The organism is Amycolatopsis orientalis DSM 40040 = KCTC 9412, from assembly GCF_000478275.1.
Classification (GTDB): Bacteria; Actinomycetota; Actinomycetes; order Mycobacteriales; family Pseudonocardiaceae; genus Amycolatopsis; species Amycolatopsis orientalis.
Map to the genome: position 1 here is coordinate 21,729 of NZ_ASJB01000064.1, position 23,758 is coordinate 45,486.

At 70.9% G+C, this 23,758-nt stretch carries 16 protein-coding genes; 5 read left to right on the forward strand and 11 right to left on the reverse strand.

All coding sequences use genetic code 11. The features are described 5' to 3' along the window. Positions 1–7 precede the first annotated feature (7 nt). From L324_RS21825 to L324_RS21845, 5 genes are read left to right on the forward strand one after another with little or no spacing between them, the layout of a single operon-like run. Positions 8–1,606 (forward strand): ABC transporter substrate-binding protein, encoded by a 1,599-nt coding sequence (locus L324_RS21825; RefSeq protein ID WP_037311618.1) that lies wholly within the window; start codon positions 8–10, stop codon positions 1,604–1,606. Then, a complete protein-coding gene (locus L324_RS21830) occupies positions 1,606–2,586 on the forward strand; it encodes an ABC transporter permease (RefSeq protein WP_037311620.1) in 981 nt (326 codons plus the stop codon). The genes L324_RS21825 and L324_RS21830 overlap by 1 nt, the downstream gene beginning before the upstream one ends. A 1-nt stretch (position 2,587) precedes the next feature. Further along, positions 2,588–4,492 carry a dipeptide/oligopeptide/nickel ABC transporter permease/ATP-binding protein gene (locus L324_RS21835; RefSeq protein ID WP_037311623.1) on the forward strand — a complete coding sequence of 635 codons (1,905 nt, stop codon included), beginning with the start codon at positions 2,588–2,590 and terminating at the stop codon, positions 4,490–4,492. Beyond that, positions 4,489–5,490, forward strand: coding sequence for an ABC transporter ATP-binding protein (locus tag L324_RS21840; RefSeq protein ID WP_037311626.1), 1,002 nt, complete (start codon positions 4,489–4,491; stop codon positions 5,488–5,490). The genes L324_RS21835 and L324_RS21840 overlap by 4 nt, the downstream gene beginning before the upstream one ends. Then, the gene (locus tag L324_RS21845; protein ID WP_037311628.1) at positions 5,487–8,813 is read left to right on the forward strand and encodes a serine hydrolase; all 3,327 of its coding nucleotides are present in this window, start codon (positions 5,487–5,489) and stop codon (positions 8,811–8,813) included. Before L324_RS21840 ends, L324_RS21845 begins: the two co-directional genes overlap by 4 nt. A gap of 124 nt (positions 8,814–8,937) precedes the next feature. On the opposite strand, the gene L324_RS21850 is transcribed toward L324_RS21845, so the two are convergent. From L324_RS21850 to L324_RS21900, 11 genes are all read right to left on the reverse strand, one after another. Further along, on the reverse strand, positions 8,938–9,132 hold the full coding sequence (locus L324_RS21850; RefSeq protein WP_037311629.1) for a hypothetical protein: 195 nt from the start codon (positions 9,130–9,132) through the stop codon (positions 8,938–8,940). A 288-nt stretch (positions 9,133–9,420) separates the two neighbouring features. After that, a complete protein-coding gene (locus L324_RS21855; protein WP_037311630.1) occupies positions 9,421–10,068 on the reverse strand; it encodes a response regulator in 648 nt (215 codons plus the stop codon). Continuing rightward, positions 10,056–11,255, reverse strand: a complete 1,200-nt coding sequence (locus L324_RS21860; RefSeq protein ID WP_037311632.1) for a sensor histidine kinase — start codon at positions 11,253–11,255, stop codon at positions 10,056–10,058. Before L324_RS21860 ends, L324_RS21855 begins: the two co-directional genes overlap by 13 nt. Before the next feature lie 48 nt (positions 11,256–11,303). Next, on the reverse strand, positions 11,304–12,152 hold the full coding sequence (locus tag L324_RS21865; protein ID WP_081736422.1) for an ABC transporter permease: 849 nt from the start codon (positions 12,150–12,152) through the stop codon (positions 11,304–11,306). After that, a complete protein-coding gene (locus tag L324_RS21870; protein ID WP_037311635.1) occupies positions 12,149–13,135 on the reverse strand; it encodes an ABC transporter ATP-binding protein in 987 nt (328 codons plus the stop codon). The genes L324_RS21865 and L324_RS21870 overlap by 4 nt, the downstream gene beginning before the upstream one ends. Beyond that, complete coding sequence (locus L324_RS21875; RefSeq protein ID WP_161780874.1) at positions 13,116–14,036, reverse strand: thiopeptide-type bacteriocin biosynthesis protein; 921 nt, start codon at positions 14,034–14,036, stop codon at positions 13,116–13,118. The genes L324_RS21870 and L324_RS21875 overlap by 20 nt, the downstream gene beginning before the upstream one ends. After that, positions 14,014–16,542 (reverse strand): nitroreductase family protein, encoded by a 2,529-nt coding sequence (locus tag L324_RS21880; protein ID WP_037311640.1) that lies wholly within the window; start codon positions 16,540–16,542, stop codon positions 14,014–14,016. Before L324_RS21880 ends, L324_RS21875 begins: the two co-directional genes overlap by 23 nt. Positions 16,543–16,555: 13 nt before the next feature. Continuing rightward, positions 16,556–18,451, reverse strand: coding sequence for a TOMM precursor leader peptide-binding protein (locus L324_RS21885; protein ID WP_051174031.1), 1,896 nt, complete (start codon positions 18,449–18,451; stop codon positions 16,556–16,558). Next, positions 18,448–19,992 carry a hypothetical protein gene (locus L324_RS21890; protein ID WP_152546951.1) on the reverse strand — a complete coding sequence of 515 codons (1,545 nt, stop codon included), beginning with the start codon at positions 19,990–19,992 and terminating at the stop codon, positions 18,448–18,450. Before L324_RS21890 ends, L324_RS21885 begins: the two co-directional genes overlap by 4 nt. Further along, the gene (locus tag L324_RS21895) at positions 19,989–21,104 is read right to left on the reverse strand and encodes a lantibiotic dehydratase C-terminal domain-containing protein (protein WP_037311645.1); all 1,116 of its coding nucleotides are present in this window, start codon (positions 21,102–21,104) and stop codon (positions 19,989–19,991) included. Before L324_RS21895 ends, L324_RS21890 begins: the two co-directional genes overlap by 4 nt. Then, positions 21,101–23,686, reverse strand: coding sequence for a lantibiotic dehydratase (locus L324_RS21900; RefSeq protein WP_037311648.1), 2,586 nt, complete (start codon positions 23,684–23,686; stop codon positions 21,101–21,103). The genes L324_RS21895 and L324_RS21900 overlap by 4 nt, the downstream gene beginning before the upstream one ends. Between the last annotated feature and the right edge of the window lie 72 nt (positions 23,687–23,758).

The window sequence follows — 23,758 nt, forward strand, 5'->3', positions numbered from 1 at the left end:
GAACCCCATGAAGAAAGCCCGGCTCACCGCCGCGATCGCGAGCGTGGTGGCCTTGACCGTGAGCGCGTGCGGGGGGACGTCGCAATCCGGTGAGGACCGGACCGCGAATCAGAAACCGGTCGAAGGCAAGACCTTCACGATGGCGATCGGCACCGACCCCGGAGCGCTGGACCCGGCGATGACGGTGCTCGCGGTCGCCCTCGAAATGGGCCGTTTCCTTTACGACAGCCTGATCAATCTCGACGAGAAGGGCAAGCCGATCGCGGGTCTCGCCCAGAAGTGGGAGGCCACCACGACCACGGCCTCCTTCACCCTGCGGAACGGCATCACCTGTGACGACGGCGCCCCGCTGACCGCGAGCGACGTCGCCGCGAACATCAACTTCGTCGGCGACCCCGCCAACAAGTCCCCGATGTCCGGGCTGGCCGTCGCGCCGGGGACCAAGGCGACCGCGGACGACGCGGCGCGGACGATCACGCTCACGAGCGGGGCACCGGACGCGTTCCTGCTCCGCAACATCGGCGGTCTGCCGATCGTGTGCGGCAAGGGCGTGACCGACCGGGCGGCGCTGGCCAAGGGGCGCTACGGCACCGGCATGTTCACGATGACCGAGGCCGTGCCGAACGACCACTACACCCTCACCCGGCGCAAGGACTACGCGTGGGGACCGGGCGAGTGGCAGCGCGAGCAGCCGGGCCTGCCGGAGAAGGTGGTCTACCGGGTCATCCCGAACACCACGACCGCGGCGAACCTGTTGCTGTCCGGCGAACTCAACGCCTCCCGGATCACCGGCCAGGACCAGCAGCGGCTGCGTGCCCAGAAGCTGTTCCACTCCGACCAGGTCGTGCCGATGGGCGAGATCTTCTTCAACCAGGCGCCGGGCCGGGCGGGTGCCGATCAGGCCGTCCGCCGCGCTTTGGTCCAGGCCCTCGACCTCGCCCAGATCGGCAAGGTGCTCACCAGCGGCTCCGGGGCACCCAGCCAGGGAATGGTCACCACCGAACCCAGGGCGTGCGCCGGTGATTCGGTGGCAGGCAAGCTGCCGTCGTTCGACGTCGCCGCCGCCAAGGCCGCCCTCGACAAGGCGGGCTGGACGCCGGGCGCGGACGGCGTGCGGGTCAAGGACGGCAAGCGGCTCGCGCTCACCACCATCTACGGCACCCAGGTGGGTCCGACGATGGCACCTTCCGCCGAACTGATGCAGCAGTCCTGGAAGGCGATCGGCGCGGAGATCACGCTCAAGGGCCTCGACAGTCCCGGCACCAGCCAGGCGCTCTTCGGCACCGGGGACTGGGACATCTCGCTTGCCCCCGTCACGCTGCTGCTGCCGAGCCAGGCCGTCACGTTCGTCTCCGGGCCGAAACCGCCCGCCGGCACGAACTTCGCGCATATCGAGAACGAGCGCTACACGGCGCAGGCCGCCCAGGCGGCACGGATGGCGGGCGATACCGGCTGCGCGACCTGGCTCGCCGCCGAGTCGGCGCTCATCGAGCGGCTGGACGTGGTGCCGTACGTCAACTCGGTCATCCCGACCTTCGGGAGCAACGCGCGGTTCAAGATCAATTTCGGCACGATCGAGCCGTCGTCCATCCGGATGTACAGCTGATGGCGGTCGCGATCGCCCCCGCCGGGCTGCGCGGCAGCCCGTGGCTTTCGTTCGCCGGGCGCCGGCTCGGCCGATTCGCGGTCTCGCTGTGGGTCTTGGTCACCACGGCGTTCCTGATGATCCAGCTGATCCCCGGGGACCCGGTCCGGGCGGCACTCGGCCTGACCGCGCCGGTCGAACTGGTGAACGCGCGCCGGGCGGCCCTCGGCCTCGACGATCCGCTGTGGCTGCAGTACGTCCACTACTTCGGTGGACTGTTCACCGGCGACTTCGGGACGTCGATGACCAGTGGGCAGCCGGTCGCCGAGGTGATCGGGGACCGGCTGCCCGCCACCCTGCAGCTGGCGTTGCCCGCCTTCGCGGTGGTCATCGCCGTGGCGCTCCCGCTGGGCGTGCTGTTCGCCGTGCTGACCCGCGGTGGCCGCCGCCGGGGCGGTGAGCTGGCCTTCACTTCGACGACGGTGCTGCTGGCGGCCATTCCCGAATTCCTGGTGGCGGTCGCGCTGGTCGCGTTCTTCGCGGTCCGGCTCGGCTGGTTCCCGGTGGCCGGGAGCGAAGGTGCCGGTTCGCTCGTGCTCCCGGTCATCGCGCTGGCGCTCGGTCCGGCCTCTGTCCTCTCGCGCATCGTCCGGGTGGAGACGCTTTCCGTGCTGGGCAACGACTTCATCCGCACTGCCCGGGCGAAACGGTTGCCGGCGCGGCTGGTCTACCTCCGGCACGCGCTGCCGAACGCGCTCACCGCGACGCTGACCATGGGCGGGCTGATGCTGACCGGGATGGTCGCCGGGACGGTGCTGGTGGAGAACGTGTTCGCCTGGCCCGGTCTCGGCTCGACCATCGCGCAGTCGATCCTGCAGAAGGACTATCCGCTGGTGCAGGGGATCGTGCTGGTCTACGGCATCGGGGTGCTGCTGGTGAATCTGACGGTGGACGTGCTGCTCGCCGTCCTCGATCCGCGTTCGACGATCCGGGAGAGCTGAGATGGTGAATCGACGCGCGAAATGGGTCGCGGCCCTGCGCACGCCGGTGGGCGCGTTCGCGGCGGCCCTGCTGGTCCTGGTGCTCGCCCTCGCGGTGCTGGCCCCGATCCTGTGGCACGGCAAGGCCTTCGAGATCGACACCAACGCGATCGGACAAGGACCTTCCGCGGAACATTGGCTGGGCACCGACGACCTCGGTCGCGACATCTTTTTCCGGGTGCTGGTGGCGACCCGGCTCTCGGTGCTCCTGGCGGTGCTCGCGACGGTGATCGGCGTGGTCACGGGGCTCGTCCTCGGCACGCTGCCCTCGTTGCTGCCGCGGCCCGCCGCCCGGCTGGTCACCGCGTCGGTGAACATCGCGGTCGCGTTCCCCGGCCTGCTGCTGGTGCTGTTCTTCTCGGTCATCTTCGGGGTCGGGACGCACGGCGCGGTGCTGGCGGTCGGCTTCGCGCTGGCACCGGCGTTCGCGCGGCTGGCACAGACGTTGTCTGCCTCCGTGGCCGGCCATGACTTCGTGTCCGCCGCGCGGATCTCCGGGGTCGGCCGGATCCGGCTGCTGACCCGGCACATCCTGCCCAATATCGGCGAACCGCTGGTGGTGAACGCGACCATCGGCGCGGGCTCCTCGCTGCTGGCGTTCTCCGGGCTGTCGTTCCTCGGGATCGGGGTGCAGGCACCGGAATACGACTGGGGACGGCTGCTCGGTGAAGGGCTCAACGGGATCTACGTCAATCCGGCGGCCGCGCTCGCGCCGGGGGTGGCGGTGGTACTGGCCGGGCTCGCGTTCAACCTGGTGGGGGAGACCGTCGCCGGGGTGATCGGCGTCCGGACCGGGTCGCGCAAGCTGCCACCGCGGCCGGTCACTCCCGCCAGGGAGGAAGCCGTCGACGACCGGGACGACGCCGTCCTGGTGGTGGAGAACCTCCAGGTGGCCTTCCCGCGTCCGGCGGGCTGGACCGTGCCGGTGCGCGGGGTGAGCTTCACCGTCCGCGCGGGCGAGGCGATCGGCGTCGTCGGCGAGTCGGGCTCGGGGAAGAGCCTGACCGGCCTCGCGGTGTCACGGCTGGTCGAAGCACCGGCCGTGGTCACCGCGGACCGGCTCGACTTCGCCGGGAAACCGGTGCTGACCACACCGGAACGGGAGCTGCGCGGTCTGCTCGGCACCTCGCTGGCGATGGTGTTCCAGGATCCGATGACGTCGTTCAACCCGACCAGGCGGATCGGCCGTCAACTGGCCGAGGTGGCCGAACAGCACCAGGGGCTGCCGCGCGCCAAGGCGTTCGCGCGGGCCGTCGACCGGTTGCGCGCGGTGCGGATCCCGGCCGCCGAGCGGCGCGCGCGGCAGTATCCGCACGAATTCTCCGGCGGGATGCGGCAGCGCGCGATGATCGGCATGGGCCTCATGGGCGATCCGCGGCTGATCATCGCCGACGAACCGACCACGGCGCTGGACGTCACCGTGCAACGGCAGCTCCTGCGGCTGCTGGCGCGGACCAGGACCGAACGGAACACCGCGATCATCCTGATCAGCCACGACATCGCGGTCGTTTCCCAGACCTGCGAACGCATGCTGGTCATGTACGCCGGACGGCTCGTGGAGGATCTGCCGTCGGCCGGGACGCCGCGGCATCCCTACACAAGGGCCCTGCTGGCCGCGACGCTGGACCTCGAGACCGATCGCGACGCGCCGCTCGCGGTGATCCCCGGCCGTCCGCCGGAACCGGATCGCGTGCCCACCGGATGCGCGTTCGCCGACCGATGTCCCGCGGTGACCGACCGGTGCCGTCTCGAAGACCCGGTCCTGGAACGGGTGAAGCCCGGGCATCGCGTCGCGTGCTGGCATCCGCACGAGACGTCGTCCGCCCAGCCCGCCAAGGAAAGCGTGACCGCCGGAGGTGCGGAGTGAGTGATCTCGTCTTCGACGCGGTGAGCGTGCGGTACGGCGGGAGGCGCGGTCTCACCGCGGTCGACCAGGTCGGGCTGACCGTCCCTTCCGGACAGGTCGTCGGGCTCGTCGGCGAGTCGGGCTCGGGGAAGTCGACGCTGGCGCGTGCCGCCGTCGGGCTTTCGCCGATCAGCGGCGGCCGGGTCCTGCTGGGCGGCGTCGACGTCCGGAAGCTGCCCCGCCGCCGTCCACTGCAGATGGTGTTCCAGGATCCGTATTCCTCTTTGGACCCTCGGATGAGCATCGGGGAATCGATCACCGAAGCGATCCCGCGCGAGGTCCTTTCCGGGCGCGCCGCGCGCCGCGACGAGGTCGCCCGGCTGCTGGAACTGGTCAATCTCGACCCGGATCGCGCCGGGCACCTGCCGGGGCAGCTCTCCGGCGGGCAGCGGCAGCGGGTGGCGCTCGCCAGGGCGCTGGCCGGGCGGCCGGAGGTGCTGATCGCGGACGAGATCACCTCCGCGCTCGACGTCTCGGTGCAGGGCGCGGTGCTCAACCTGGTCCGGGAGGTGCAGCGACGGCTCGGGTTGTCGATGCTGTTCATCTCGCACAACCTCGCCGTCGTGCGCTATCTCAGCGACATCGTCGCCGTGATGTACCTCGGGCGCATCGTCGAAGCGGGCCCGGCGGAACAGGTGCTCACCGATCCCCAGCATCCCTACACCCGCGACCTGCTCGCCGCGGCGCCGTCCGCGCACACCTCCCTGTTCGACACCGGGACGGACGCGGCGACCGCCGACACCGAACCCGCCGACCCGCACCACCCGCCGCCCGGGTGCCGCTACCACACGCGCTGTCCGATCGGCCCGCTCGCGCGCGCCGATCGCGAACTCTGCCTCGAGGTGGATCCCGCAGTGGACGCGGCACGACGACGTCATTCGGCGGCCTGCCATTTCAGCGAAAACGAGAGCCACCGCAGCCACCAGCCCGCGATCTCCAGAGGAGCAAGCGCACCATGACCCGACGTCTCGGTCTCGACGACCTGTACGAAATCGCCGCACCCAGCCAGCCCTCGCTGTCCCCGGACGGCGAACGGATCGTGTACGTCGTGCGCACCGCGGACCATGAAGGGGACCGGAACGTGGCCACGCTGTGGGAGGTCGGCACCACCACCGGCGAAGCCCGGCAGCTCACGCGCGGAACGGCCGACATGGCACCGAGCTGGGCGCCGGACGGTGCGCGGATCGCGTTCCTGCGGGCCGAGGACGGTCCGCCGCAGGTGTGGTTCCTGCCCGCGTCGGGCGGGGAGGCCGAACGGATCACCGGACTTCCGCTCGGGGCGGGCGCGCCGGTGTGGAGCCCGGACGGTGGCCGGATCGCGTTCTCGGCCGCGGTCGACCTCGCGGGCGGCGAATCCGCGCCGAACGCTCCGGTGGTCGCGGATCGCCTGGACTTCAAGGCCGACGGCGCCGGGCTGATCAAGACGATCCGCAAACACCTGCACGTCCTCGACGTCGCCACGAAGGAGGTCCGGCAGGTCACCTTCGGCGATTGGCACGCCGGCGACCCGGCGTGGTCGCCCGACGGCACGCATCTGGCGTTCTCCGCCGGACGGGACGCCGACGCGGATCTGACTTTCCGTTCCGGGGCCTACGTTCTCGACGTCTCAGTGAAGACCTCGGAGCCGCGGCTGGTCGGTTCCGGTGACGGCATGGCGGGCCCGGTCGGCTGGACCGCCGACGGCCGCGCGCTGCTGGTGGTCGGCAGGCGCGACACCGAGGTCGGCCACCTCGGCCTGCTGCGGGTCGTGCTCGACGGCGGGGAACCGCTTGACCTGACCGCTTCCCTCGACCGCAACGTGATGTCCGGCGGCGGCGGCTATCCCGGTGCCGCCCCGAAGCTGACCGCGGACGGCCGCTCCGTCCTTTTCGGACTCCGCGACCGCGGCTGCACTCATCTGTACAAAGTGGACATCGACGGTGAGAATGCGCGGGCGGTCGTCGCGGGGGCCGATCGTGTCGTGTCCGGAATGGACATCGCGGGTGACCGCGTGGTGGTCGTGCTCGCCACGAACACGTCGTTCGGGGAGATCGTCGTCGTCGATCCGGCCACCGGTGCCCTCGACGTGCGCACCCGGCACGGCGCCCCGTTCGCCGACGTCGAGTTCTTTCCCCACGAGGAGCGGGAATTCACCATCGGCGACGGCACCGTCGTGCACGGCTGGCTGCTGCGAGACCCGGACGGCACCGGCGCCGCGCCGCTGCTGCTCGACATCCACGGCGGTCCGCACAACGCCTGGAACGGCGCGGCCGACTCGATCCACCTCTACCACCAGGCACTCGCCGCGCGTGGCTGGGCGGTGCTGCTGCTCAACCCGCGCGGCAGCGACGGCTACGGCGAGGACTTCTTCACCGGCGCCGTCGGCGGCTGGGGTGTCGCCGATGCCCGCGACTTCCTCGAACCGCTGAACCAGCTGGTCGCGGAAGGCATCGCCGACGCGGACCGCCTCGCCGTGGCGGGCTACAGCTATGGCGGGTTCATGACCTGCTACCTGACCAGCCGCGACGACCGCTTCGCCGCCGCCGTCGCCGGGGGCGTGGTCAGCGATCTGACCAGTATGGAGGGCACCTCCGACGCCGGGTACTACCTGGCCGTCCGCGAACTCGGCGGCTCGTCCGGCGAGGCGGACCACGAGCGGTTCTCGCCATTCGCCCAGGTCGGCCGGGTACGGACACCGACTCTGGTCATCCAAGGCGCGGAGGACGAGCGCTGTCCGGTCGGCCAGGCCGAGCAGTGGTTCGGTGCCCTGCGGGCTCGCGGCGTCCCGTCCCGGCTGGTGCTGTACCCGGGTGCCTCGCATCTGTTCATCTTGGACGGTCCGCCTTCGCAGCGCCTCGACTTCAACCGCCGCGTCTTCGAATGGGTCGAGCAGTACGCGGCGCCGGAGGACGGGGTGTCGCGGGTCCCGATCGATGCGGCGCACTGGCGGCGGCGCCTGGCCGAACTGGCGCGCAAGTACCGCGTCCCCGGCGCGGCGCTGGGCATCACGCGGGTCGGCGACGACGCGGAGGCGCACGTCACCTACGGCGTGCTGAACACCGCGACCGGCGTCGAGGTGACCGAGGACTCGGTGTTCCAGATCGGCTCGGTGTCGAAGGTGTGGACCGCGACCGTGGTGATGCAACTGGTCGACGACGGGCTCCTCGACCTGGACGCGCCGATCTCCGACGTCGTCCCCGAACTGCGGCTGGCCGATCCGGACGTCGCGAAGCAGGTGACCATGCGGCATCTGCTGACGCACACCAGCGGGATCGACGGCGACGTCTTCACCGACACCGGCCGCGGGGACGACTGCCTCGAACGCTACGTCGAAATCCTCGACCAGGCCGGGCAGAACCATCCGCTCGGTGCGACGTTCTCCTACTGCAACTCGGGTTTCGTGCTCATGGGCCGGGTGATCGAGAAGCTCACGGGGCTGACCTGGGACGCCGCGATGCGGGAGAAGTTGTTCGCCCCGCTCGGTCTCACGCACACGGTGACCCTGCCCGAGGAAGCGCTGATGTTCCGCGCGGCGGTCGGTCACGTCGCCGATGGAGACGAGGAACCGAAGCCCGCCCCCATCTGGGGCCTGCCCCGCAACATGGGCCCCGCCGGGCTGATCACCGGCACGACCGAGGACGTGCTCCGGTTCGCCCGGCTGCACCTGACCGGCGGTCTCACCTCGTCGGGGGAGCGGATCCTGACGACGGCGTCCGCCACCGCCATGGCCGAGAAACAGGCCGACATCCCCGACAAGCACTCACTCGGTGACTCATGGGGTCTCGGCTGGATCCGTGACGAATGGAGCGGGAGGCGGGTCATCGGCCACGACGGCAACACGATCGGGCAGTCGGCGTTCCTGCGGTTGCTGCCCGATCAAGGACTCGCCGTCACGCTGCTCACCAACGGCGGCAACACCCGCGACCTGTACGTGGAGCTGTACCGCGAGATCTTCGCGGAGCTGGCGGACGTGGCGATGCCGCGGCCGCTGGAGCCGCCCGCGACTCCGGTCACCGTCGACGCTTCGAGGCATGTCGGCGTCTACGAGCGGGCCGGGGTGCTGATGGAGGTTTTCGCCGAAGGAGACGGGATCCGGCTCCGGCAGACCGCCACGGGGCCGCTGGCCGAGCTCATGCCGGAGAAGACGATGGAGTTCGACCTGGTCCCGGTGACGGACTCGCTCTTCGTCTGCCGTGAGCCGGGGGCGCGGACGTGGATGCCGGTCACCTTCTACACGTTGCCGACCGGTGAGCCGTACATGCACTACGGCGTACGCGCGACGCCGAAGGTGTCCAACGGCTGAGCGGCTGGCTGACGTCGTGTGTGGAGGATTTGGGACGGTGAACGTCCTGAATCCTCCACGCTCGGTCTCGTTGACGAGGAATTCGGGCACGACGGGCACGATCCGGCCTGACAGAACCGTCGGCTCAGGCTTTGCGTCGCGCCACAGCGCGGAGGATCAAGAGCACGATGCAGATGATCGCGACGGCGCCCGCGATCATCCGGAGGGTGTAGTCCATCCCCGCGAACTGGCCGATCGCGTTGGCGGCCGCACTGACGAGGAGGACGAGCCAGAGGGAGGTGGTGACCAGTACGCCGCTTGCCTTTTTGGTGTCGTTCATGGGAAAGACGTTAGAGATCGGCGGGGTGGCGAAACAGGGGAGTGACCCCCGTCCACGAGGTGGTGCTGGCGCTACCCCCACTACTATTGAGGGGTAGGGCAAATGTGTCCCCAACGTGGCATTGGAGACACCGGCTCCGAAACACGGGCCCGGATCCCGTTCTGAAGGGAACCTTCGAGACGCTCCACGTCCGAAAGGGGGCCTTCAGGACACCCCAGGCCACGAAAACCCCACCCAGCCCAGGGCGCACCCCCCGGCTACCCACCGCATCCAGAGGACTGAATGCGGTCAGTTCTTCCCGCTCAAGTAGGCCAGCACGGCCAGCACCCGCCGGTGCCCACTGTCCTCCGGCAACCCGAGCTTCGCGAAGATGTTCCGGATGTGCTTGTGCACCGCCCCGTCGCTCACCACCAGAAGCTCGGCGATGGTCGTGTTGTTGTATCCCTCGGCCATCAGCCCGAGCACCTCGCGCTCCCTCGCGGTCAGCGCTTCGAGCGGGTCGGTCGCCCGGCGATGCGCCATCAGCTGGGTGATCACCTCGGGGTCCATGGCCGTGCCGCCCTTGACGACCCGGTCCAGCGCGTCGAGGAACTTCTCGACCTTGCCGACCCGCTCCTTGAGCAGGTACCCGACGGCGCCCTTGCCGTCGGCGAGGAGTTCGGCCGCGTAGCCGGTTTCGACGTGGGCGGACAGCACCAGCACGGGCAGTCCGGGGTGCATCTTCCGGGCCTTGACGGCGGCACGGAGGCCTTCGTCGGTATGCGTCGGCGGTAGCCGGACATCGGTGATCACCGCGTCGGGCCGGTCCTTGGCTACCAGTTCGAGGAACTGGTCCACATCGTCCATCGCGGCGATGACGTCGATGCCCGAGGTGTTCAGCAGCAGGACCAGGCCTTCGCGCAGCAGCGCGTCGTCCTCGACGATCACGACCCGCATGGCAACTCCACTTTCACTACGGTCGGCCCACCGGCCGGGCTGGACAACTTCACGGTCCCGTCGAAGGCTTCGGCGCGTTTGCGGATCCCGGACAGGCCGCTGCCGCCGGATTCGTCGGCACCGCCGTGGCCGTCGTCGCGGATCTCGATGAGCAGGGTGTCGGCGGTACCGTCGAGCGTGACCCAGGCGTGCTCGGCGCCGGAATGCTTGGTGATGTTGGTCAGCATTTCGGCGACGACGAAGTAGGCGGCGGCCTCGACGGCGGCGGGACGGCGGGCGGCGCTGCGGACGTCCACAGTGCACGGAACGGGGCAGCGGTCGGCGAGCGCGATGACGGCGCCGTCGAGGCCCCGGTCGGTCAGCAGGGGCGGATAGATGCTCCGCACGACGGTCCGCAGTTCGGCCAGCGCGCCGGTCGCCGTGTCCTGCGCCTTGCCCAGCAGCTCCCGGGCCTTTTCGGGGTTCTTCTCGAAGAGCGAGTCGGCGATCCCCAGCTGCAGCACCACGGCGGCGATCCTCGCCTGCGTCCCGTCGTGCAGATCGCGTTCGAGACGGCGGAGTTCGGCACCGTGCGCCTCCAGCGCGGCGGCGCGGGACGCGGCCAGTTCGACGACACGGTCGGTCAGCACGACCCCGGGCGCGGGCGCGAGCAGCTTCCGGGCGATGACGGCCTGCCACCGCGCCAGCCTGGGGTACAGGAAGATCAGCGCGATCATGCCGACGCCGGTGATCGCGCTGAGCGCGGCCATCGGCCAGGACGTCACCATGAAACCGAGCGAGCTTTGCACCCCACCGGGCACGGCCGGCCAGATGAAGGCCGTGACGACCTGCCGGATCCCGCCGAGCGGGAAAGCGATGGCGAAGATCCCGATGATGAAACCGGTGGTGGCGTGGAAGACGAGCCACGTCAGATCCCGCCGCGACGCCGGATCGGTCACCGGGTTCCCAGAGCGGTACGGCTCCGGGAACGGCTCGTCCAGCAGGCGGGCGGCGCGACGGCGTTCGAAATTGACCGGATACCTGATCAGCTTGAGCGCGTGCGGCACCGCCGGGATCCCGACCCCGAACGGGCACATCAGCAGCACGAACAGCATGCCGACGAGGACGAACCAGGAGAGCATCGAAGTGGCCGCGCCGATGGCCAGGAACCGGATCGCGGACCAACAGGACCGCAGCCGGGTGATCACCCCATGAGTGTCCCATCCGGACTCCGGCGGCCCCTCCTCGGCGTCACCTCAGTCCCTGGCGCGCCTGGTGAAACCCCAGATCCCGACGGCGCCGAACACGAGGATCGACAGCAGCAGGCACAGTACGTCGATTCCTACCGGGATCGACGGGATCCGGGAGGCCGACAGATGCGCCCGCATACCCTCGCTGAGGTAGGTCAACGGGTTGAGCGCGCACACCACCTGATACCAGCGCATCCCGCCCAGTCCGTGCCAAGGGAACTGGGTGGAACCGGTGAACATCAACGGAGTGAGGACCACCGCGAAGGCGAGCTGGATCCGCCCCGGCGAAACCAGCGTCCCCATCACGAGGCCGAGGGAGGCCCCGCTGAGGCAGCCGAGGGCGAGCAACCCGATCGTGAGCGGCCACGCCGCGAGGTTCCAGCTCACCTCGTCGAGCATGAGCAGGCCGATGGGGATCATCACCACGGCCGCCACGAGGCCGCGAAGCGCGCCGAAAACGATCTTCCCGATCGCCACCAGCGCGACCGGTGCCGGTGCCAGCAGCCGGTCGTCGATCTCCCTCGTCCAGGAGAAGTCGACGACCAGCGGGGACGCGGTGCCCTGGATCGCGGTCAGGAATCCCGAGAGCGCGACGATGCCCGGCAACAGGACCTGGGCGAAGCCGGGTGCCACGAATCCCATGGCGGTCAGCACGTGGCCGAAGATGAACAACATGAAGAACGGCTGGATGAGCACCTGCGCGGCGAAGGAGCCGAGCTGCCGTCCGGTGACGATGACGTCACGCAGAAGCATCATCGCGAAGGTGTGCAGCGCGCCCGTCACGACTTCGAGCCGTCCGATCGACACCGCCGGGAGGTCGGCCCGGGAGCGCGCCGGGGCGAGTGTTCGTGTCATCGCAGATCCCGTCCGGTCATGCGGATGAAGACGTCTTCGAGGCTGACCTTGCCGATCCCGAATTCCTGGACCGCGCCGCCGGACCGGGCGATCACGTCCAGTGCGGGCGTCAGGAGTCCGCCGGGCTCGCGATCGGCGAAAACCCGCAGCCGGACCAGGTCGGCCTTGTGCTCGGTGAGCTCGACCTCACGCACCCCCGGCAGCGTGGTCAGCGCGGTCATCAGCGGGCCGGTGCCGCCGTGGAACCGCACGGCCAGTTCGAGGGTCCGGGTGACCTGGAGCGACCGGGTCAGTTCTTCCGGGGTGTCGATGGTGAGCATCCGGCCGTGGTCGACGATGCCGATCCGGTCGCAGAGCTTCGCGGCCTCGTCCATGTCGTGGGTGGTGAGCAGGACGGTCGTGCCCCGCGTCCGCAGCTCCTTGATCCGCTCGTGCACGAACAGTCTGGCCTGCGGATCGAGCCCGGTCGACGGCTCGTCGAGGAACAGCACCCTCGGGTGGTGCATCAGCGCACGGGCGATCATGATCCGCTGCGCCTGCCCGCCCGAGAGGTGGTCCAGCCGCTTGCCCGCCAGACCGGTCAGCCCCATCACGTCCAGCAGTTCGACGGCGCGCCGGTCGCGTTCCGCGCGTGGTACCCGGTGGTACCTGGCGTGGAACAGCAGGTTCTGCCGCACCGTCAGCGACCGGTCGAGGGTGTTGCGCTGCGACACCGCCGCGAACAGCCGGCACGCCGAACTCGGCGACCGGACGACGTCGACGCCGTGGAGCAGTACCGACCCCGCGGTCGGGCGGATCCGGGTGGTCAGCACTCCGATCGTGGTGGTCTTGCCCGCCCCGTTGGGCCCGAGCAGACCGAAGACCTCGCCCGGCGGCACCCGGAAATCGAGCCCGTCCACCGCTGGAGCCGGATCGCTTCGGCGGTAGCGTTTGACCAGTCCGGTGACGGCCAGCGCGGCGTGTTCAGGCGCGTCCACTGACATGGCGTTCCCTTTCGTCCGTCAACGTGGCCGCGAGCAGATGGGCGACATAGGCCTCGTCCACGGTGTGCACGCCGAGGCGGTTGTTCGTCATGTGCAGGTACGACCGCAGCAGGGAGACGGAACCGCGGGCGCGTTCGCTCAGCTCACGGCAGTGTTCCGACCACGCTGTCCACTGTGGACATGATCGGATCAGGCGGCGGAGCTGCCCGGCGGAGCGATCGTAGGTGGCGTCGTACATTTCGTGCAGGCGTTCCCGTGCCGACGGCGGCTCCCACGAATCCCGGTACCTGGCCAAGAACTCGGCCAGCTCCGCGGTGTCGCTCAGGAACGCGGTGCACAGGATCGCGCTCATCCGCACCGAATATCCGAGCCTGGAAGACTTCGTCGAGTGCCGGTCGAGTACTTCGAGCACCGCGTCGCTGGATCGCTCGAAATGCCATTCCGCCAGTTCCACGCCGTCCGCACCGCCATAGCGGTCGTACTCCGGGACGTATTCCGCCGGATAGCAGCGATTGGTGGCGCGCTCCGGCATCCCGGCCGCACCGTAGGCGAGTTCCCAGGCGGCTTCGCCGTATTCGGCGACGAACATCGCCCGCCTGGCCTCTTGGCTCGGCTGTTCGGCGGAAAGGCCTTTCGCGGCCGGGTTCCCGCCGAGGTACCGGCTCAACCAGCGCGTGCTCAGCCGCCGTACCGTCCCGGTTTTCCCGGCGGCGGGCCGCAACCGGAGGCGGACGTGATCGCCCTCCACCCAGTACCGGATGAAGAACCAGCCGACGATGAGCCGTCGCAGGCGCAGCCGCCGCACCAGCGGGGCCACGGCTTCCCTCAGCAGCGGTTCGGGGCTGCCCGGGTAGTGCAGGTGCAGGGCGAGCCAGGGGTCAGCGGTATTCGGCGTTGGCACGGTTCTCCCTCCCGAGCAGGAAACAGACCAACGCGCGCTCGCCGGTGCCGGTGAACCCCAGCGCCTCGTCGACCACCAGGTGATCGAGGCTGAGGATGGCGCCGCAGCCCAGCCTGACCGCGGCGGCGGCCAGGTAACACGACTGCACGACCTGACCGGCCGCGGCGTTGAGGATCCGGTGTCCGCGCGGGCCGAACCGGTCGACGAGGTCGTCCAGGTCACCGGAGACCACCAGCACCGCCGCGGCCTGCTGAAGGCTGTAGTTCGGCGTCCGCCTGGTGATCGCGGCGAGGGTTTCCCGCCACCGCTCCGCCGACGGGGCCGGCCCGGCCGCACGCAGGCCGCCGCCGGGCCCGTCGTACCGATATCCGCCGGGCGCCAGCTCGTCGACGCGGGTGACCAGCACCGAAAGGTTCGTCCACCCGCCCGCGCCCTCGGCACGGAGGTCGTCGTCGTGCAGCCGGGTGCGGTGCACGAGGTCGAGCACCTGGTCCAGTTCGTGCCGTCGCACCGGCTGCTCGGTGGTCAGCCCGCCGAAACTGGACCGGCGACGGTCCATCAGCACGTCCGCCGAGTCGCCGGAAAGTCGTCCGGGCGTGTCCGGTGCCGACCCGGGCCGGGCCGGATCGGGGCGTGGCTGTCCGGAGAGCAGCGTGGTGCGGTGCACTTCCTGGGTCCAGGAAAAGCGTTGCACGGTGCGGGAGATCTCCACCGGTTCGGCGGGTGGCAGCGAGGGGACCGGGTCCGGTGCCTTCCCCGTACCGGATCGCCAGGGCAGCGGGATCACGGCCAGCACGGACTCGTCCTCGACGTCCAGTCCCAGTACGGAACCGATCGCCTCGTCGTCGAACCACAGCAGATGCCTCAGCGGCACGTCGATCCCGTCCGCCAGCGCGCCGATCGTGCCGAGCAGGACCCCGACGTCGAGGGTGCCGACCTGGTAGGCGAAGTTGGCGTATTTGAAGGCGTTGTTCCAGAACCGCAACGTGATCACCAGGAACTGGTCGGTGCGGTCCGCGTCCGGATGCCGGACCGCGGCACGGATCGCCTCGGTCGGGTCGCCGGTCCTGATGTGGTCGAAGGCGTGCTGCGCGGTCGAATAGTGGTGTACCCCCGGTGCCACCGCGCCGTTCGGCCCCGCCACCAGGTAGAGCCGCAGGGGATAGAGGCCACCGCCGCCTGCCGCGCCGCGGTGCCAGTTCGCCAGCGGATAGCGGCTGAAGCCGGCGTTGGACTGGGCGGAGTCGAACCGCAGACGACGTCCTCGCGGGCCGTAGGAGGCGCGCAACAGCCAGGCGAGCGTGTCCAGGTCGAGCGCCCGCGTCCCGGCCCCGCGTTCACCGAACGGCCGCGAGGCGGGCGGCGGCGATTCGGGCAGCGGCCGCAGCAGGCCGCCGGTGAAGGACGGGAACAGCGCCGGACGGTCGGACCACCGCACCACCCGGCCGGTCGGCGGGAGCGGGTCGGCGATCACGGCGTGGACGGCGGCCGCGTACTCCCGGACAGTCGTTCCCCGCCGGTCGGGCACGGTCTGGAAGTCCGGCGGCCGCGGGGTGGCCGAGATCGAAGGCGATCGCTTCGCGTCCGGACGGCAGGCGGGACAACCGGCGGCGACCGGGTGAGTGACGGCGCGTAGCGTGCGCAGGTGCTGCACGATGGCGACGGTCTCATCGGCCGAGATTCCGGTGAGCAGCCGGAACGCCTCGAACGCCAGTGTCGCGCCGAGGGACCGCGCCAGCACGGGCGTGTACCCGACGGCCGCCGGGGCGTCGGTGGGCCCGACGGCGGCCCAGGCGCAGCACAGGCCGAGCGCTTCTCCGGCTCGTACGGCGGGTCCGAGGACCACCCAATCGCCACGGGCGGCGAGCGACAGCATGGCTCCCGTGCGGGGTATGGCGGGCAGCGGTCCTCGGTCACCACACGCCAGCACCAGGTCGTAGCCGTCGTCGGGACGGGCCCGCGGATCCCACCGCACCACGGAATCGGCCTCGGCACGGACGAGATCGAACTCCGGGCCGTCTTCGGCCGCGATCAGCACCGAGCCCGCGCCGTTGCGCACCAGCCCGAGCGCGGCGGCGGCCAGTGCGGGACCGGAGCCGGTGAGCAGGATCCGCGCGGCCCGGAACCTCCCGAACGCGTGGGCCGGCTCGTTGGTCAGATGCGCGAGGTAACGGATCTGGTCGAGGAACCGCGCCAGGACGTCGGGCTCCAGTTCCCCCGGGTCCAGGTCGAGGAGAAAGCCGCGCTCGAGAAGTTCGGCGAACAGAGCGCGGATCCGGTCGCGGGCGGCGACGGTCAGCCCGGCGCAGATCTCCGCCGTCGTCCGGGTGCCGTCCAGGTGGCCGCGGAGCCGGTTGAGGAGACGGTAGGCGTCGTCGCCGTCGAGATGGGCCTTCTCGAGTTCGCTGGTCAGCAGCACACCTCTGGCATCACGGAGCATCACCGTGTCCGCGCGCAGCAGGGGATGGACACCGAGCAAGGCGGACCGGGTATCGAGGAGGGTCATGCTGGACTCCGGGTCAGTTGAAGGGATGCGGGTGCCGGGGCAGATCCGCGAGGTTGAGGACGGCCGGTGCCCGGCCGAGCAGACGCGGCACGGTCAGCAGGCGGGGAGTGTCCGCGGTGGCGCGGTGCAGATGCCCGAAAGTCAGCCGGAGCGTTCCCGGCACCACGACCTTCACCGCGTACAAGCCCAGTCCGCGGCTCCAGTCGTCCGTCTGGTCCACCACCACGGTGTCCAGGCCGTGCGCGGCGAGCCGGTCCACCAGCCCGGTCAGCACCCGGGCCAGATCCGTCTCCGGTTCCGGTGGTTCCGGCAGGACTTCGTGGTAGGGCAACGGATTCGACATCGTCGGATCCGCGAGCAGGAACTCGTGGAGCTTGCGCGCCGACGGCAGGCCGTGCAGGTCGATGTGATCGTCGAGCCGCCGGACCCGTGCCGGGTCTCCGAGCATCCGCTCCAGCCGGTGCCGTTCTTCGGCGTCCGGGGCGGGCAGATCGGCCCGGCGGAACGCGCCGACCGCCGTTTCGACGATCGCCGACCGGAGCGCGACCAGCGGATCCGGATGGGCCCCGGCGGAGAAGTAGACCTGGGGCAGCGGGGAACGCCCGGAGCGCTGCCGGGCCAGTGACAGCACGACCGGGATCCCGAACTCGGTGGTCGCGTCGAAGAGCAGGAGTTCGTAACCGATGCGGGCGAGCGCGTCGGTGAGATGACCGGCGAGGTCGTCGCCCTCGGGCGGCGCGATCCGGCGCAGCGGCGCGTTGGCGTACCACGCCATCAGGAAGGCGTCCCGCTCGACGACTTCGAGCAGCCCCGCCAGCGCGGCCTCTTCGAGACTGTTGCCCAGTCCGTTGCCGTTGCTGTTGCCGACGAGGATCCGTGGTGTCTCCGGCCGGGCGGGGACACCGTAGTAGGCGAAGTGCTCAGGAACCGCGAGTGGCCGCTTCTTCGTCATGGACCAGCCGTGGACCCAGGTGATCGGGAGATCCGGCCGGTACGGCACACAGGCGTCCGAAAGACCGGTGAACTCCGGATCCGGCAGACCCAGCGACACCGGGTCCACCGCCCTGTCCGGGCCGAGGTCGGCGAACGACGCCCGCAGTACGGTGCGGCGGCCGTGCGGGCGCAGCGCGAGCCTGCGCTCCAGCGCCTCGAACACGGCCACCCGCTCGGCATCGGCCACGGTGGCCGACCTGCCGAAACTCCACTCCCGCACCTTGCCGACCACGGTGGCGGCGGAGACCAGCGGCATCGGCGACCGGTCCGTGCGGCCCAGCGCCGTCACCGGCCCGAAGAAGGGATCGGACGCCGCCTCCACGAAGGAAGGGCCCGCGGTGAGCCGGTTTTCCTGTCGGAAGACCCCGCGGGGGACCGGTCTCGGCGAGGGAGTGAAGCGGGCCGATCCCGGTTCGTCGGCGGGCAGCGGGGCGCATTCAGGACAACCCGGCCGGATCGGGACGGTGCGAGGGGTGAGCGTGCCGTCCCGGTTGTCGAGCTGCCACAGCCGGGAGGCTTCGGGATGCGCGGCCAGGTGCCGGACGAGCGCGGCCAGCGCGGGAAACGACGTGGGCGGAAGCACACCGCCCGAGGTCATGCCGGGATCGGCGGGCAGATCGAGCGCGTGGGAGCGGCCGAGTTCCGTGCACCGCATACAGCCGGCCAGACCTGGTCCGGTGACCGGTCCGATCACGGTGAAGACCCCGTCGGCTCGCACAGGCAGGAACCGCGCGCCCGCCGCCGTGACGCCGGCGGCCAGCTCTTCGAGACCTGACCGGGTCCACTCGTCCAGCGTGACCACCATGAGGGCGCCGGGGACGGGCTCCGCCGCGAGTCCGATCCGGACGGCCGGATCGGACTGCGCACCGCGCAGCCACTCCGCGCACGGCCCGGCTTCCCGTAGATCATGTGTCATGGCGTGCTCCCCGGGTCGAGCGCGACGAACCCGGTCGCCCGCAGCGCGGCGGCCAGTCCGGGGGCAGCTGCTCCGCCGCTGGGCCGCGGCGGCCGGACGTCCGGCAGTGCCCGGCGCAGACAACGCTGGAACTCCGGCTCGTGGTCCCTCGGCGGCGACCACAGTTCCGGCCGGGGCCCGGCCACCGGCAGCGTGGCCCCGCACGACAGGAACGGTTCCGGCGGGGGAGTCAGCCCGGACCGGCGGGCCTGTTCGGCGCCTGCCGCGCCCAGCCAGGCGTGTGCCGCCGCGTCTGCCGCCGTTCCCTCCACCGCCCGGGACCGCACTCCGGCGGCATCGGTGACGACGGCGACGAAGACCCCGTCCGCGGGGCGTGCGACCCGGCACCGGGCATCGAGTCCGAATCGGACGGTCACTGTGGACAGCCAGCGGGCCGCGGCGGTGTCCGGGTCCGGCCGGTACTCGTCGCCGTCGAGAGGCGTCGTCCTGCCGAGTATCGCGCGGCGCCAGACGATCCCGGCGGCGTGGAGTTCGTCGCCACCGACCGCGGTGCCCCTGGTGCCGTCCGGATCGAGCCGGCGTCCGGCGGCGGCCAGCCCGGCCGCGAGCCGGGCCGCGTCGACGGTCGTTCCCCAGGCGGGTATCCCGTCGGCGACGGCCATGCCCAGCGGAACCTGCCGCAAGGTGGTGAACTCCGGCGCGGCCAGCGAGCCGAGTTCGGGATCGCACAGCGCGTCGAGAGCGGTCGTCGCCGTGGCGAGGTCCGTGGGTGACGTCGCGATCCCGACCGGCCAAGGATGCGCCGTGGCGCGCAGCGGATCCGGCCGCACGACGAGGACCCGGGGGCGAGTGCCTGCCGGATCCGCGACCTGCCGCAGCAACCGTTGTACGACGAGGGAACCCGCCAGCTCGGCGACCGCGCTTTCCGGCGCGGACGTCCCGAGTCCGAGCCGGTCGGCGATCGCGCCACCGTCGTCCGTCTCGGCCTGGCCTGCGAACCCCAGTCGGCGGTCCGCGCCCGCGAAAGCCTGGAATCCGTCGGCCCGCACCAGGACGAGCCTCGGATCCTGCCCGGCGCGACGGTGGGCCGGTATTCCGCTCAAGGCCAGCGCGGAGGCGGCCGTCTCGGCGACCGGGCCGGTGCCGGAGACGGTGAATCGGCTGGTGACACACCGGTTCCACGCCTCGGCCGGATCGACCGTCATCTGTTCGAGCCAAGCCGCGAAGCCCGGCGTGGGACTCGGGATCGCGTGCTCCGCCCAGCCGGCGGGCGACGTCAGCAGCATGCCGTGCTCGTCGAGACTGTCGAGCAGTCCGCGCACGATCCGGCCCGCCTTGCCGGTCGAGCAGGCGGACTCGACGGCGTCGGCGCTGAGCCCTCCGGCCAAAACCGGGGAGATCCGCTGCCAGAGAACCGGAAGGTCAGGACCGCCTCTCGCGGTGAAAGTGCCCAGTGGGCCACGGAACAGCAGGCCCTCGGCCGTGGGCGTCGTCCTGACCCCCGGCCGCAACCGGCGCACGGACTCCCGTACGGCGGTCATCGAGGACCCGCCGCGAGCTGGTGGCGACGCGCCCGCTCGATGCGCGCCCGCCAGTCCATGCCGGTGATCGATTCGACCGCCCGGCAGACCAAGGCCGCCGCGAGATAGCGTTCGGCCGGCCGGACGTCGCAGACGGCCAGCAGCAGATACAGGATGTTCATGACGAACCGCTCGATCTCGAATTCCCGGCGGTCGCCGGTGTCCGGGCTCCAGACCTCACCCAGCAGCCGATGGAACTCGCTGACGTCCTCGCGCAGGTAGATCCGGGCGGTGAGCGGATCGTCGAATGCGGCCGCCTTGGCCGACGTCTCCCCTGCGTCCGCGGACCGGAGCTCGCCGCGGTCGTACGCCGCCGCGGCGACGGTTCTCGCCGCGCCGCCCCAGGAACGCCAGGCGGCCACGAGCGGTTCGTCGAGGTCGTCGGCGTGCCGGACGATCCGGCGGGCCCGGTCCGCGTGTGCCTGCCACAGCGTGTCGTGCCGGGCACGGATCCGGCCGTCCTCGTCGGTGACGTGCAGATGCGCTTCGAGATGGGACTGGTAGGAGAAGTAGCGCTTGTCCAGCCCGCCGGGACTCGCTTCGGCGTGCGCGCTCAACACGGTCATCACCGCCCGCACCCGCGCGCCAGCCTTGTCCGCGTGCTCGCCCGCGTCGGCGACGGTCACCGCCACGGCCGGAACGCCCAGTGCCAGCAGGTGGTCACGGACCGCCGCGGTGGCGGGCCCGCCGGGGAATCGGGCCCGCGTCGCGGGATCGGGATCCTCGACGTGCACGCTGTTGTCCGGACGGAACGGCCCATAAGGCGGCGGTACGAGTTCGGCCCGCCCTGCCGCGGTCGCGAGCGCTTGAAGGTCCACTTCGGACAGTGCGGCGCGAGAAGGATGTTCTCGGAGATACCGCTCCAGCGCGGTGGCCAGCCGCTCGGCCGACCCGGCCGGACCGGACAGCCTGATCCGCAGATGGGGGCCGTGCAGCCAGCCGCGTTCCAGGTGCGCGGTCACCTCGGGCAAGGCGGCGAGGGTGGGAAGCACCGCCTCGCGCAGCAATGGGGCTTGCAGGGGATCGTGGTAGTGGCAGACCACGTCCCGGACGGTTCCGGCCATCTCGGTCACATCCCTCTCCGATGGGTTTCGACCACCAGCTCGGTCGTCCGGCCGAGGCCGGGCACCGGCAGTGCCTCCTCGACCTGGACCGGCCCGTCGTGCTGGTGCAGTAGTTTGGCGAGACACCGCAAGTGCAGCGCGTTCCCGAAGTCCACGAACTGGGGTTTCGGCGGCACCCCGTAGCGGTGCGGTTTCTCCGCCGCCGCACCGGGTGGCCGCCGGACGCCCGACACGAACACGGCGTCCGGCAGGTCGAGTTCCGCACGCCGGCGCGCCATCGCCGCCGCGGTGGGGCCGGTTTCGAGGGCGCGTGACCATTCCGCGGTCGTTTCGGCGTCGAAGTCCCAGGTGCGCCTGGCGAGCACGAGATCCCGGAACCGGAGCCGGGCGCGGCTCCGGACGGAGTGGCGCCCTGTTGTCGCCGTCCCGACCGGGGCGATCCTGGAGAAGCCGGCCCGGTCGGCGGTGAGGTCGAGGTAGTACGGGGCGACCCTGTCCGGCAACGCGAGCTGGACCAGGAAACCGATGTACAGCACGTTGAGCGGTGCGCCGGTGGCGACGACCCGCAGCCGGACGGTGTCGGTCGCCGGATCGTGCGCGACCTCGAGGTCCTGGTCCATGAGGGTCGACCACGCCGGGTCCTCGCCCACTTCGTCGGCGAAGAGCAGCGGGTGCAGGTTGGCGTTGAACCCGTTCACCGGCCGGAACTGCGCGGTCCGTTCGCCGTCGAGCGTCCGGTCCAGCCTGACGGCGACCGCGTCGCGCAGGCCGGGCCCGAAGACGTCGAGGAACCGGGTGGTGAACCGGCCCCAGCCGCTGTTGACCGAATTCAGGCACCAGGCGCGCCTGCCGTTCTCGTCGAACGGCTGCACGAAATGCGAGTACGACGCGGGCCGTCGCAAGAGCCACCTTGGGAGGCGTTCGGCCACGTGCCCGACGAGATCGTCGGACAGCCACACCTCCGTCCCGCCACCGGGTCCCACGGTCGCGGTGACTTCCCGGCGTAACGCGGCAAGATCGGCGACCTCGTCGGGCAGGGCCTCACCAGGCGGCAGGCGGACCACGCCGTCCGTACCCACCGCCATGGCGGTGTCCCACAGCCGGGCGGCGTCGGCCACGAGGTCGGCGACCCGGCAGCGTCCGCCGGGGCCGAACCGGGCCAGCAGCCGGTGCCGCACCAGTGCGCGCAGCACCGCGCCCTCGTTGAGCAGTTCGGTGAGCGGGGCGAGCCGGGTCAGGTCTTCGCGGATGTCCGCGCCGACTTCGGCGCCCAGCCGGAACCTGCGGGGCAGCAGTACGTCTTCTCGGAGCGGCATCGTCGCCGGGCGGGGAGCGCCGAGATCGGCGAACGCCGCCGTCCATTCGGCGTCGAGATCGCGGATGGCGTCGGGACGGCTCGCGGCCGGAAGACACGCGACATCGAGCCCGGCGCGGTGGATCCGGCGCAGGCGGGCGGCTTGGCCGTCCCGGCCGGCCGCGCTCAGCCAGCCGGCCAGTGCGGGCAGCGGATCGGGCAGCTGGGGATCGACGGGGGAGATCGGGATCAGCACCTGTTCGTCGGCGAGCCGGTCGAGGTAGGCCCGGATCGGCGCTGCGGAAGCGGAGGGTGGCAGCAGCTCGCCGAGCGCGGTGGCCAGCTCCGGAAGGGTGCGGCCCCGTGCACCGGCGGCTCGGACGTCGGCCAGCACCAGGTCGAGCGTGGCGTTGCGAGGAAGCCGGACACGCTGTTCGCGAGCGGCGACGTAGTTGCTCTTCACCTCGAAGTCGTCGCGCAGGCAGCTGAAGCGGTCCGCGTCCAGCTGTACCGCGGGGGCGAGCCGGTGCGGCAACGACCAGCGGAGCCCCGGCTCGGCGAGCAGCGCGCGAAGCAGAGTGCTGACCAGTGTCTGATTGGGGAGGACGTGGGCGACGAGGTCGAGTTCGCCGGTGATGTCGCCACCGGGCTCGTCCCAGGTTCCCCAGCCGACGGCGGTGAACCACGACCAAGGACTGGTCTTCGTGGCGGCGCGCAGCACGTACCGCAGCACCTTCGCCTCGGCCTTCCTGGCCTTGGCGCCGTAGCGCGGATCGGAGACGTCGGCGAGGCCGTGCAGCAGATCGACACTCGACAAGGCCACAGCCCGTCGTAAGTTCTCATCGGCCGCACGCAGGCTCAGCCGGCTCCGCTCGGCGGCCAGTGCTTCGGCCTGCACCGGTCCGAGTTCGGCGCGCAGGCGCTCGCGCGTGTCGATCAGGGTCAACCAGTCGGCGAGTGGGGGCAAGTGACCGATCAGCTCACCGGCGGCCGCGCGCAGTACGGGCCGAGGTGCCCGGCCGTTGTGCAGGTCCCGCCGTAACGGGATCGCCACCCGCCGGTGAAGCTCGCCGGGTAGCCAGGACCTGGCGTCGTGCAACTGCTGCCCCAAAGGACCCGAAGCGAAGGAGATCAGCCGTCTTTCACAGGCGGCGAGCTCATGCGAAAGCCGTCGGAAATGGGTGTTCTCGAAGCTTTCCCGCCATAACCCGGAAAGTGTCGTGCGAACCAGGGCATAAGGAGCGATCTCCGTTCGCTCGGTCACCGATTCGGTGACGAACAAGTGATGTTGCCGCATGAATCGCTCCTTCCTGCCGTTTTCTTCACCGAGGAGAGGTGCCACCCCGGCGGTCGCCGCCGGGGTGGCACT